The 11717-nt window shown below is 37.3% G+C and carries 11 protein-coding genes; 2 read left to right on the forward strand and 9 right to left on the reverse strand.

The annotated features are described in order from the left end of the window. Positions 1–2 precede the first annotated feature (2 nt). Entirely contained in the window at positions 3–716 is a 714-nt protein-coding gene (locus B5D25_RS06885) for an ABC transporter ATP-binding protein (RefSeq protein WP_078787228.1), read from the reverse strand. Positions 717–1156: 440 nt separating this feature from the next. Here B5D25_RS06885 and B5D25_RS06890 point away from each other — a divergent pair, with 440 nt between their 5' ends. After that, positions 1157–2665: an IMP dehydrogenase gene (locus tag B5D25_RS06890; RefSeq protein ID WP_078787229.1), complete on the forward strand. Its 1509-nt coding sequence runs from the start codon at positions 1157–1159 to the stop codon at positions 2663–2665. A gap of 164 nt (positions 2666–2829) precedes the next feature. On the opposite strand, the gene B5D25_RS06895 is transcribed toward B5D25_RS06890, so the two are convergent. The 6 genes from B5D25_RS06895 to B5D25_RS06920 form a co-directional block, all read right to left on the reverse strand. After that, positions 2830–3444, reverse strand: coding sequence for a methyltransferase family protein (locus B5D25_RS06895; RefSeq protein ID WP_159444104.1), 615 nt, complete (start codon positions 3442–3444; stop codon positions 2830–2832). 17 nt (positions 3445–3461) lie between these two features. Further along, the gene (locus B5D25_RS06900; RefSeq protein ID WP_078787231.1) at positions 3462–4493 is read right to left on the reverse strand and encodes an NUDIX domain-containing protein; all 1032 of its coding nucleotides are present in this window, start codon (positions 4491–4493) and stop codon (positions 3462–3464) included. A 59-nt stretch (positions 4494–4552) separates the two neighbouring features. Continuing rightward, a complete protein-coding gene (locus tag B5D25_RS06905; protein ID WP_078787232.1) occupies positions 4553–5890 on the reverse strand; it encodes a C1 family peptidase in 1338 nt (445 codons plus the stop codon). 73 nt (positions 5891–5963) lie between these two features. After that, the gene (locus B5D25_RS06910; RefSeq protein ID WP_078787233.1) at positions 5964–6149 is read right to left on the reverse strand and encodes a FeoB-associated Cys-rich membrane protein; all 186 of its coding nucleotides are present in this window, start codon (positions 6147–6149) and stop codon (positions 5964–5966) included. 16 nt (positions 6150–6165) lie between these two features. Next, positions 6166–6822 (reverse strand): HAD family hydrolase, encoded by a 657-nt coding sequence (locus B5D25_RS06915; RefSeq protein WP_341443634.1) that lies wholly within the window; start codon positions 6820–6822, stop codon positions 6166–6168. A 134-nt stretch (positions 6823–6956) separates the two neighbouring features. Next, positions 6957–7733 carry a DUF4214 domain-containing protein gene (locus B5D25_RS06920; RefSeq protein ID WP_078787235.1) on the reverse strand — a complete coding sequence of 259 codons (777 nt, stop codon included), beginning with the start codon at positions 7731–7733 and terminating at the stop codon, positions 6957–6959. 370 nt (positions 7734–8103) lie between these two features. On the opposite strand from B5D25_RS06920, the gene B5D25_RS06925 reads away from it, so the two are divergent. Next, positions 8104–9174: a Gfo/Idh/MocA family protein gene (locus tag B5D25_RS06925; RefSeq protein ID WP_159444105.1), complete on the forward strand. Its 1071-nt coding sequence runs from the start codon at positions 8104–8106 to the stop codon at positions 9172–9174. Between the two features lie 143 nt (positions 9175–9317). Here B5D25_RS06925 and aroD read toward each other — a convergent pair whose 3' ends face one another. Continuing rightward, positions 9318–10112 (reverse strand): type I 3-dehydroquinate dehydratase, encoded by a 795-nt coding sequence (aroD, locus tag B5D25_RS06930; RefSeq protein WP_078787237.1) that lies wholly within the window; start codon positions 10110–10112, stop codon positions 9318–9320. A 47-nt stretch (positions 10113–10159) separates the two neighbouring features. Continuing rightward, the coding region (locus B5D25_RS06935; protein WP_159444106.1) for a hypothetical protein at positions 10160–11717 on the reverse strand (1558 nt) is incomplete at its 5' end.

Here is an 11717-nt window from a genome sequence, read left to right on the forward strand (position 1 = left end):
TCCTACCAATCAAGATCCATAGCAGATACTTTTTCTTCATTTACGATATTCTTCCTGACAACACCATCACGAAGCTTGATCGTATGATCTGCCATATGCTGGATTGCCTCATTATGAGTAACCATGATTATTGTATTTCCGTACTTCTGATTTACATCCTCGATCAGTTTGAGGATATCCTTTGAAGTATTGTAATCAAGGGCACCCGTTGGCTCGTCGCATAAGAGAATATCAGGATTCTTTACTATAGCCCTTCCGATTGATGTTCTCTGCTGCTGACCTCCCGAAAGCTGGCTCGGAAGCTTGTGACGATGCTCATAAAGGCCAAGAGTATGAAGTAAATCATCTATATCAAGAGGATTATCCGAAAGATATGCCCCCACTTCGATATTTTCTTTTACATTGAGATTAGGTATAAGATTGTAAAGCTGAAATACATATCCGAGATGCTTACGACGATACTGTGTAAGTGTCTTCTCATCCATATCTTCAAGCTTATCACCGTTAATAGAAATAAATCCGCTGTCCGCGTTATCGATACCACCTATTATATTAAGAAGCGTTGACTTTCCGGATCCGGAAGGTCCAAGAAGAACACAGAACTCTCCGTTGGCAACCGTAAAGTTCATTCCTCGAAGAACTTCCTGCTTTGTATCCCCTTCACCATAAGATTTTTTTACATCGACGATCTCCAAAAAATTTTTATTTTCTCCCATTGTGCATTCCTCCCTTTTGTTGGATAAAAATAAAATAACATCTTCGCCTTGTCAGGTTCTATATATCTAACTAGGCAAATACCGCAAAAAATCATTGCTTTTCCAACTTTGCGGTTGCTTTATCGGTTAATCCCAAATTAACCTTTTTTTGGTTTTATCAAATCATGTCATTTATATAATTCTATTTGCTCATATGAACATACGCTCATATGTAAAGCATAATCATAATACATCCTGTTTTGTTATTTGTCAAATTTATTTTAAAATAAATAAAATTATCATATTTTAACCTTGAAATACTTCTAATAATATGTTAATGTAACTTAATTCCAAAAATTCCCACAGGACAGAATCTCTGAAATGTGGGATATTTAATTTATTTACACTGCATTTCGATTCATACTGAAATGCAAATATCATTAAAGAAAAGGAGAAAAAAAATGGCTTACTATTACGAAGAACCATCGCGCACATTTGGTGAGTACCTTCTCGTTCCGGGCTATTCATCATCTGAATGTGTTCCAACATCAGTCAGCTTAAAAACACCACTAGTTAAATATCGTAAGGGCGAAGAGGAATGCCCATTTTCGTTAAATATTCCTATGGTATCTGCTATCATGCAGTCCGTTTCAGGTGACAAGCTTGCGGTTGCGCTTGCAAAACAGGGAGGTATCTCATTTGTTTACGGTTCGCAGACAATAGAGGAAGAAGCCAACATGATCCGCCGTGTTAAGGCATATAAGAAAGGATTTGTTACAAGTGATTCAAACCTTTCTCCTGAAGCTACTCTTGGAGACGTGCTTGACCTCAAAGAAAGAACAGGTCATTCAACTGTTGCTATCACAGATGACGGAAGTTCACATGGAAAACTTCTCGGTATCGTAGCTTCAAGAGACTATCGTCTCTCAAGAATGGAAAAGAGCCTTAAGGTTACAGAGTTCATGACTCCTATCGATAAACTTATTGTTGCCAGTGATGATACATCACTTCATGATTGCAATGACATCATTTGGGACAACAAGATCAACACTCTTCCTCTTGTAGATAAGGAAGGACATCTTTCATATATGGTATTCCGTAAGGATTATGACAGCCATAAGGAAAATGTTAATGAGCTTCTCGACGCTCATAAGAGTTATGTTGTTGGTGCCGGAATCAACACAAGAGACTTTGCAGAAAGAGTTCCTGCACTTGTTGAAGCAGGTGTAGACGTTCTCTGTATCGACTCTTCTGAAGGATATAGCGAGTGGCAGGCAAGAACAATCAAATGGATCAGAGACAACTACGGCGATACAGTTAAGGTTGGTGCCGGAAATGTTGTTGACGGTGAAGGATTCAGATTCCTTGCAGAAGCAGGTGCTGATTTCATCAAGATCGGTATCGGTGGTGGTTCTATCTGTATCACACGTGAGACAAAGGGTATCGGACGTGGACAGGCTACAGCTGTTAAGGATGTTGCCAGAGCACGTGATGAATACTTCAAGGAAACAGGCGTATATATCCCTATCTGTTCAGATGGTGGTATCGTTTACGATTATCATATTACACTTGCACTTGCTATGGGAGCAGACTTCGTAATGCTCGGTAGATATTTCGCAAGATTCGACGAAAGCCCTACAAATAAGCTTTACATCAACGGAAACTATGTAAAGGAATATTGGGGTGAAGGATCAAATCGTGCACGTAACTGGCAGAGATATGACCTTGGTGGAGCTACAAAGCTTAGCTTCGAAGAAGGTGTTGACAGCTACGTTCCATATGCAGGACCACTTGCTGAAGGCGTTCAGGGAACACTTTACAAGGTTAAGTCTACAATGTGTAACTGCGGTGCTCTTTCAATCGAAGAGCTTCAGCAGAAAGCTAAACTTACAGTTGTATCTGCAACTTCTATCGTTGAAGGTGGAAGCCACGATGTAATCCTTAAGAATAGCTCTAAGAAGTATGACTAATTCTTATTACCGTTACTAATATCGGTGATCATATAAAAACAAAAAACCACAGTTTTAAGCTGTGGTTTTTGTTTTTGTCTCTAATTTTTTCTCTAATTTTTTCTCTAACTTTTTCTATAACTTTTTCTCTAATTATTTATCTTTTGTTTTTTATCTCTGGTTTATTACGCTTTTTTCATCGGAAGGATTCTGTTTACTCTCGCTTTATAATTCAGATATTCTTTACCGAATCTCTGCTCAAGCAATACTTCTTCTGTATTCTGAAGTAAAACTGTAAGAATTCCCCATAAGAAGATTGGAATAGCATACATGAAAACATTTCCTGAAATAAAGATAACACCTGTTGAAATAAAAAGTATAGCAGCATAGATAGGATTTCTTGTTAAGGAATAAATTCCTGTAGTAGCAAGATTTCCCTTTCTGATATAGTCTGATATATTTACATCAACATAGGCTTTGCTCCACATGAATACAGCTCCGATTATAAGAAGCACACCCACGCAGAGATAAGGAATTCTGAAGAAATCCGATATACCATGCTTAAGCGCTTTACTCTGACCAAATACAACACCAAGTACAGTAGCTACGAATGCAATTGCACCAAATACAGGTCCTACACCATATACAGGAAGAGGAGTTGTCTCTGTTTTTACTACTCTATGTCTGAATTCATCTTCAAGCTCCTGCTCAAGATCATCATCATAATCTCCGTACTTCTCATCTTCTTCCATTACACTCTTAAATCTGTCGCTTATGCTTGATTTAATTTCTTCACTCATTGTTTCACCATTTCCTTTCAAATAGACTCCAGTCCTGTTTTGAGCATCTCTAACTCTTCTATATGTATGCATGTCGGGAAGTCCGGCTCTCCAAGTCGTCTTATGACTTCTTCAAGGGACCACCATTCCACTGCTTCAAGCTCTGACTCCTGTATCTTCAGTTCATCAATATTCACGTTACCCTTATAAAGATATACGTAATTTAGCTGTTCATTTTTAAAGATCTTTCCATGAAATACTCTTTCACTGGAAGTCGGAAAATTTCCAAGTAATTGCAGATCTTCAGCATTTATCAAAAGTCCAAGTTCCTCACCTATCTCACGGACCGCCGAATCAAGGTTTTTACTCCCTGATGTTATATGACCACCTGATGATACATCATAACAGCCCGGATGTGAATCTTTATTTTTACTTCTTTTCTGAAGAAGCACATCCCATTTACCGGAATCATTCTTTCTTACTACCCAGGTAAGGGTCGTCGCATGTCTTCCACCATATCTATGAGCTACGACTCTTGCACGTACTACCCCGGTTTTATTTCCCTCCCGATCTATCATATCAAGAAGTTCCATAGGCTTTCCGTCGAGAGCAGCATATTCCAAAACTCCATGTCCATCATAAACCAATTTAAGTGAGAAGAAATCATCCCTATCTTCGAGGAGCATAAAGAATATGCGATCACCTTCCCACAAATTGAGATTTATCACATCTTCCTTAGGAACCCATTCAAATACACCTTCATCACATTCCCCGGGTACTTCGCCGATAAAACCGTCCGCCGTGTAAAGGGCCATATATTCTGTGCATCCGTCTCCGGACACAAATGTAATGGTTCCTCGATATTTATATGATGTGAGAATCAATCCGGTTTCTTCTTTCACTTCACGAAGAAGACATTCCTCAGGACTCTCATCTTTTTCAAGATGTCCGCCTACGCCTATCCATTTGTCCTTATTTATATCATTCTTCTTGCTCACTCTGTGAAGCATGAGATATTTATCATCCTTCTCGATATAGCATAAGGTAGTAAGCTCAGGAATATTATTCATATTCTGTCTCCCTATCAATAATTTTCCAAATGATCATTTTTATAAACCGATCAGTAGCATTAGTCCGCAAGGCTTCCCAGTGGATCCCATGGTTCAAGCTCGATAAGTGGCTGATCAAGGAGTCCGAGTGTCTCCTTATCAAGATATTTCTTATCAACGACAACCTGATATACAAACTCATCAAACCAGCTGTCAGATGCAATATAATATCCGTCAAGACCTGCGTCCTTACCCCAGCTGTTCTCGATTCTCCATCTGTCTGCCTTACCTTCGTTATTGATATTTACACCGAGGATAACCATAGCATGATTCATGGCACTGTCACCATACATGAGTCTGTCACCCTTTGTAAATGCATATTCAATATTGAAAAGCTGTTCTGCCTTCACTGAATCTCTGTCAAATACGCCATCTTTACGTCCTGAGAACTTTATACAGTCTGAACCGAACCATACAGGATGACCGTCTTTAAGCTGATTTATTACAGCTTCCTTTAATTTATCTATAGGAAGGTTGAGATAGTGAACAGGCTCGCCTTCTACTACATTTCCAAGGAATTTTACAGTATACATCTTGTTCATAGGTTTATTCTCAGCAGGAGCATTAACAAGACTTACAAGATTGTCGAGATTGATTCCGACATACTTGTCATAGAACTCCTTAGGAGTGATTCCATTTTCCTGATAAACCTTATCATCTTTATCTCTGAGTGTCATATCAAATGTCTTTGGTGGCTCTCCGAGAGATATTACGAGCATTCTGTAAATATCATTGAGCATAGCTGTCTTTTCCTTCTGAAGCGCTGTCTCTGCTTCTCCGGAAAGGGCTTTATTCCTGAGTGTGATGGCAAATTCACGAAGCTTAGATGTTACCATCTCATCCATCCATCTTGAATTTGTTGCACTTGCTGCATCAGGATAAACTTCCTTCGGAACCACGCCATACTTTCTGACAAGATTTGCGAACATATCCCACTGGCCGCCATCTGCAAGAGGTCCTGCATTTAAAAAGCTGTAAAGTCTTCCATCAACAGGCTCATCAACTGTTTTAAGAACACTTTCAAGGAAATAGTTTGCTTTCTCAAGCTTGTCATAGAAAAAGATATAATTCTGAGATAATTCGAAATTATCTAATTTGTACTTTTTCATTATTTCAAATCTGAATGTATTGAGGGCTGAAAAGATCCAGCAACGTCCGCTGCTCTTCTGATTAGTGATCTTTCCTGTTTTAAGATCTACTGAAAATGAATTAGGGATATTTCTAACTCCCTTATAATCTGTTGCTGCTTCAAGGATACCATTCTTCATAGTAGCATTTGCAGCAATTATATTGGCTCTGTCTTTATTGAAATCTTCTGAGAATCCATCAAGATTCTCAATTGATATAGAATTTGGCATATTTTCCTCCTTTTTGATACAAAAATACACTTTATTTTACACCCAAAAGCGCATACATGCTATATTTTTTTAATTACTTCTTCGCTATCTTATCCCTATCTTTTGAATCCAAATGGCAAGGCATACCGCAATTTCCGCAGTCGCACCCGCAAGATAAAGACTTTCCGGATTTCTTGTTCCTTACCATCTTCCTAATTGATAAAAAACATGCACCTGCTATTAAGATCAGTACGATAAAACTTGCTATAAATGAACCCATAAAACCCCTTTCATCCTTAACTGTTCAAAGGTTGAAATAAATCAAGCAATTCAAGCGGTTTTTCAACAAATGTAGTCGCACCGCATTTCTCGAGGAAATCTCTTTCTCTGAATCCCCATAATACCGAAATCACAGGAACTCCCGCATTGCCCGCTGTTGCAATATCAACATCAGAGTCTCCGACATATATCACTTCTTCCGGAGTAACACCAAGTTCCTTCATTGCTTCATTAACAGTATCAGGTGCCGGCTTCCTTCTTACGCCCTTTTTCTCGCCGATGGCAGTTGTAATATATTTTGAGAAAAATTCTTTATTTAATTCTTTAACCGCACTGTCGACTTTATTTGAAACTATCGCAAGCTTGTAGCCTCTTTCATGTAGAGTCTTCAAAACATCTGTAATACCATCATATTCCTTTGTCTTATCCATGCAATGAATATCATAATATGCCTTGAAGCAGCTAAACATTTCCTCGATGGTTTCTTCGCTTGTCTCCCGGGCTGCAGCACGTCTTATAAGATTTTTAACTCCGTTTCCGACAAAGCTCTTAACCTCATCTATAGTTCTTTCAGGCATATTAAACTCACGAAGAGTATAATTTGTCGAGTCGCAAAGATCCTGAAGTGTATAAAGTAAAGTTCCATCAAGATCAAATATTATTGTATTTATCATGATCATTTCTCCGAATATTTTTTTGCTTATTATAATTCCTGTTAATGATTTTGTGAAGCTTTATGAACAATAAAAAGAGGTGTCCAATATCATATCAGGCACCTCTTGGTAGTTATTCGATTACTTATTTATAATTAGTATGGAAGGTTGTACTTCTCGCAAACATTATGCTCAAGCTCATAAGAACCTACAAATTCTGCAAATACCTTTGATCTTGTAAGTTCCTTTGACTGTAACTTACCTAACCAATAGTAGTATCCACCTTCATCATAGTCTCTGTATAAAAGACCCTTGTAGAGATTCTTAACAAACTGCTCATCTGTTAATGTATCCTGCTTGAAATGAAGGTAAACATAATCAGCAACTTCACCAACTGTTATCTTCTCATCAGATAACTGATAAACAAATGAGTAAAGCACTTCATCTGTTGGTATACCGAAATTAGCGAAAAGGTTGCTTGTGTAATTGAAAGCATCTTCCTTCATTACATCGATTTCATAGCTGAAATCCTTCTGTACAACAGTATCACCGCTGAATGAGTATACTACCATATATCTTCCTGCTTCAAGCTCAGGTAATACAAAAAGTGGAGCTGTATTCTTTGTTCCATATAATGAATCACTATATACATATCTACCATCTTTATATAATGTTACATCTATATTGTACTTATTGCCTTTAGTAAGACCCTTAACCTGTGTTTCAAGTACAGGTGATTCTCCTTCTAAGCAATAAAGCTTTACTTCACCTCTTTTATATGCATGACTATTCTGAACCCAGAGCTTTACTTTCTTAATTGCTACGAAATCCCTATCATAAGAAGCAGCCGAAACTGATATTGATGGGATTACGCTAAGTATAAGCGCAAATACAAATAAAAATGATAACTTCTTTAAACTTTTAATCTTCATCGTTGTCTCCTTTTCCTTTGATGATAAATATATAAGCTGTAATACAAAATCAACACATCAAGGGATTTTATGCTAAACTACCAAAACGCATATCGCTTTTTGTGTACTTCTACCAAATGCAAATTATAAACCTCATGACATCATATGTCAAGAAAACTTTAGTTTGCGCATGAATTTTATAAAAAACATACATCTTTTCAATCCTTTGACAGGGTAAAAACAAATAGCTTTAGCTTTACAAAAATTCCGCGCTAAACTATAATTATAGTTGTGTTTGTTCTATTTTTTTAATATTACTACGCTTAAATATACACAACGGTACTAAGAATTTTTAATGATTCTTTGTCCCGATAAACTAGGAGAAGAAGAAATGATTAATTTTAAAATTGGTATTCTCGGCACAGGTACAATTGCTGAGAAAATTGCAGAAACTATAGCTAAACTCGATGCTTTTGAAGTATATGCAGTTGGTTCAAGAGACGCTGAAAAAGCTGCTATATTCGCAGAGAAATTCAACATTACAAAAAGTTACGGATCATATGATGAACTTGTAAATGATCCTGAGGTAGAACTTGTATATGTTGCAACACCTAACCAGTGTCATGCCGACAATGCAGTACTTGCCATAAATGCAGGAAAGCCGGTTCTCGTTGAGAAACCATTTTCATATAATAATAAGACAACTCAGGACGTTATCGCACTTGCAAGAGAAAAACAGGTATTCTGTGCTGAAGCAAACTGGCTTCGCTTCTCACCTCTTCTCAAAGAGGCATATAAGATCACAGAGGCTAAGGAAATCGGTGATATCCGTCTTATTACAGCAAATCTTGGATATGACCTTAGAATGCGTGAGAGACTCATTAAAGCGGATTTCGCAGGTGGTGCTCTCCTTGATCTTGGTATCTACCCACTCACAGCTGTATTTACATTTATGAATTCTTTACCTGCTGCAGTTTCTTCTGCAACAGTCAGACTTTCAACAGGTGTTGATGCTCTTGATACAATCCAGATGAACTTCCCTAACGGTAAAGCCGCTTCTGTTCTTCTTTCAATGGTAAATCAGACAGATAACAGACTTACAATCTACGGAACAGAGGGAAGACTTGAGATAGATAATATCGTTCATCCTGAAGAAGTTAGAGTTTATAATTTCAAAAATGAAATGACTAAGAAGATCAATCTTTCCGATAAAGAGATCAGCGGTTATGAATATGAATTCATCGCAGCCAGAGATGCTATAATCATCGGCAAGCCTGAACTTCCTGATGTAACTCATAAAGATACCATCAGTCTTCTTAACTTCACAGATATGCTTAGACGTGCATGGCAGATCTTCTATCCGCTTCCGGGAGAGGAAACTCTTAAGAATTCACCAAATCCTGCAACCCAGGTTCCACCAATTCCTAGAGACGTGCCAAATAATAATACTAAGAACGTTTAATTTTAAACTGTTTTATTCTAAAACTGATTAATCTATAAATTTATATAACAAAAAAATCTGATCACAAATGTGGTCAGATTTTTTTGTTTGGAAGATCATATTTCATATCATTAAAATAATGGTATTACGTATATTATACCGAATTATAACTTTGTCATCATTTCTTCGAGACCAATCTGTCCCGGAGCCGAACCATTTCCTATAGAAGAAAATGTCATAGCACATCCTGTCTTACGACATTCGATCCTGGTTCTTGCACCGGATGCTCCCATCGAAATAATTACTATCGGATGATTTATATAATCACTGCCGATCTTACCGCTGCTAATATCTTTGGTAAGCTCAAGCATTCTTTCAACATCGAAACGACTGGTCGGTGTAGATGCGATCTTAAGAATATCCGCACCAAGTATTTCCATCTCGCGGAACATCTCAAGTATTTCTTCATCATGAGGTGTTTTCTCGAAATTATGATTAGACATTATAACAAACATGCCTGCTTCATGAGCCTTAACAGCTGCTCTGGCAACTCTGTAATTTCCGGACTTAAGCTCGATATCAATTATATCCGCCATCTTTCCGGTTATTACCCATTCCCAGATATCTTCTATCATGCTCTCGGCTCTGTCATGTCTTAATTCTCCGCCTTCATCTTCACTTCTATATGTGAAAAGAAGTAATCTATCGCTGAATATTTCACGAAGAGAATCCATAAGTTCCCCAAGCTTTATCCTATCGGCAACATCATCAAAGAAATCAGCTCTGAATTCTATAACGTCAACCTTTTTATCTTTATATATAGCTTCAAGTCTGTCGATCTCTTTCCTCATAACTCCGGCAGTCTCGAGTATTTCCTCCCGACTTCCTCCGAATAACGGAACACATATCTTCGGGTCTCCATTTCCAAATATACAGTTTTTAATTTCAACCTGTTTCATGCCTTCTCCTGTCAGTACACTCCCCTAAATAAAGTTCCGTAAGCTTTTTATGGCTCATTATCCTCTTCTATATCGATGAAACGTCCGCCTCTATCAAGCTCATTTATCATCTTCTTTGAAAGGATACTCTTAAATTCGCTTTCAGATGGTGTAAAGAAATCAACAATAGTTTCTCCTGAAGGTACATCCTCAACCGCATAATCTGTAGATAATCCTACTGTCAATTCAAACTTATTGATTCCCGGTACACCGGCAGCATTATCATAACGAGTTTCTAAAGAACTTCCTTTGCTTATCTCTGTTACTTTACCGCTTAATGACATAGATCTTCCGTTATCATCGCTTACTGAAAACTCAACTTTATCGTCAGCTGTATCATACGAGTAACTTAATGTTGTCTCGTTATTAGTAGAGCCATTTTCGATTACTCTAACACTCACATCAGTAACATCTTTACTTCCGTCTTTATAAGCATCATATCCAACATAGAATTCATATGACTGCTTTCTGCCATTTATTTCAGCAGTAAAAAGTAAGCTTGCATCTACTGCCGAGAAAATATTATTATCTCCACAGCATTTAATCTCAAGATCAGCATTTAATGTTTCGCCAAATAAATTAATATCATATTCTGTATGAAGAGCAACGATAGCTCCTTTATACTCATATACCTCGATAACTATATCATTTGCTATAACACTATCTAATGTCTGACCCAGATATTCAGCATAATTACCGCCGGCTATATCTCCGTCAGAGTCATATGAAGAATAAAGCTTTATAATGTCTTTTACTGTACTTCTGATTTTTTCCTTAGGAAGAACCATGTCATATTTCTTAGCTTTAACAGACTTACTTCCAAGTGTTATTTTCTTGGTTCCATCATATTTGTATTCTATATCATCGATAAGTTTTTTTACTATTTCTTTTATTGCTTCCTTATCAAGACTGCCAACCTGTGAAAAACTTTTTATATCATTAACTCTGATTCCGTTAAACTCATATAAATCAGATATGTATGATTCTTCATAATTATCTTCAGTCACATTGGAATCAATAACATAAAGGCCTGTCATATCAGGATTCTGTTTGTAATATAATTTCTTGTCTTTATAGTATATCTCAACAGAACCATCATTTATAAATGCCGATACTGCCTTGTTCTTTGAATCAAAATCTGCAAGTATATTCTCATATGGAAGATTAAGTCCCTTTTGTTCAATCTCAACGTTACCGCCACCAGAGACGAATTTCTTGATCATTACATTTAAACCAAGATCTTCTAAAACCGGATTGGCATCAGCAAGATTCTCTGCACTCTTCTGAAATGCTTTCTGAATATCTTCCTTCTTTGGAGCAAGTAACTTTGGAATAAAAATGATTGCTGCAACTGCAAGCGCTGCAACTACTGCTACTATGCTCAGAATAATTGCTATCTTCTTGCCATTCTTCTTAGGTCCTTTACCTGAAGGTGGATTAGGAATATTTGAAAAATCAGTATAGTTGTTATTTAACTGATTAAATCCCTGCATTCCGCTGTTATACTGATCTGTATATCCCTGCTGTACGCTTCCGTTATACTGGTCTGCATAACCCTGCTGTACG

The organism is Eubacterium ruminantium, assembly GCF_900167085.1.
Lineage (GTDB): Bacteria > Bacillota > Clostridia > Lachnospirales > Lachnospiraceae > Eubacterium_Q > Eubacterium_Q ruminantium.

Bases quoted from the DNA above. Each gene is read 5' to 3' on its own strand.
- B5D25_RS06895 (WP_159444104.1), bottom strand. From the start codon at position 3,444: ATGAGTGAAGAAATTAAATCAAGCATAAGCGACAGATTTAAGAGTGTA.
- B5D25_RS06910 (WP_078787233.1), bottom strand. From the start codon at position 6,149: ATGGGTTCATTTATAGCAAGTTTTATCGTACTGATCTTAATAGCAGGT.
- B5D25_RS06925 (WP_159444105.1), top strand. From the start codon at position 8,104: ATGATTAATTTTAAAATTGGTATTCTCGGCACAGGTACAATTGCTGAG.
- B5D25_RS06900 (WP_078787231.1), bottom strand. From the start codon at position 4,493: ATGAATAATATTCCTGAGCTTACTACCTTATGCTATATCGAGAAGGAT.
- B5D25_RS06905 (WP_078787232.1), bottom strand. From the start codon at position 5,890: ATGCCAAATTCTATATCAATTGAGAATCTTGATGGATTCTCAGAAGAT.
- B5D25_RS06915 (WP_341443634.1), bottom strand. From the start codon at position 6,822: ATGATAAATACAATAATATTTGATCTTGATGGAACTTTACTTTATACA.
- B5D25_RS06920 (WP_078787235.1), bottom strand. From the start codon at position 7,733: ATGAAGATTAAAAGTTTAAAGAAGTTATCATTTTTATTTGTATTTGCG.
- B5D25_RS06885 (WP_078787228.1), bottom strand. From the start codon at position 716: ATGGGAGAAAATAAAAATTTTTTGGAGATCGTCGATGTAAAAAAATCT.
- B5D25_RS06890 (WP_078787229.1), top strand. From the start codon at position 1,157: ATGGCTTACTATTACGAAGAACCATCGCGCACATTTGGTGAGTACCTT.
- aroD (WP_078787237.1), bottom strand. From the start codon at position 10,112: ATGAAACAGGTTGAAATTAAAAACTGTATATTTGGAAATGGAGACCCG.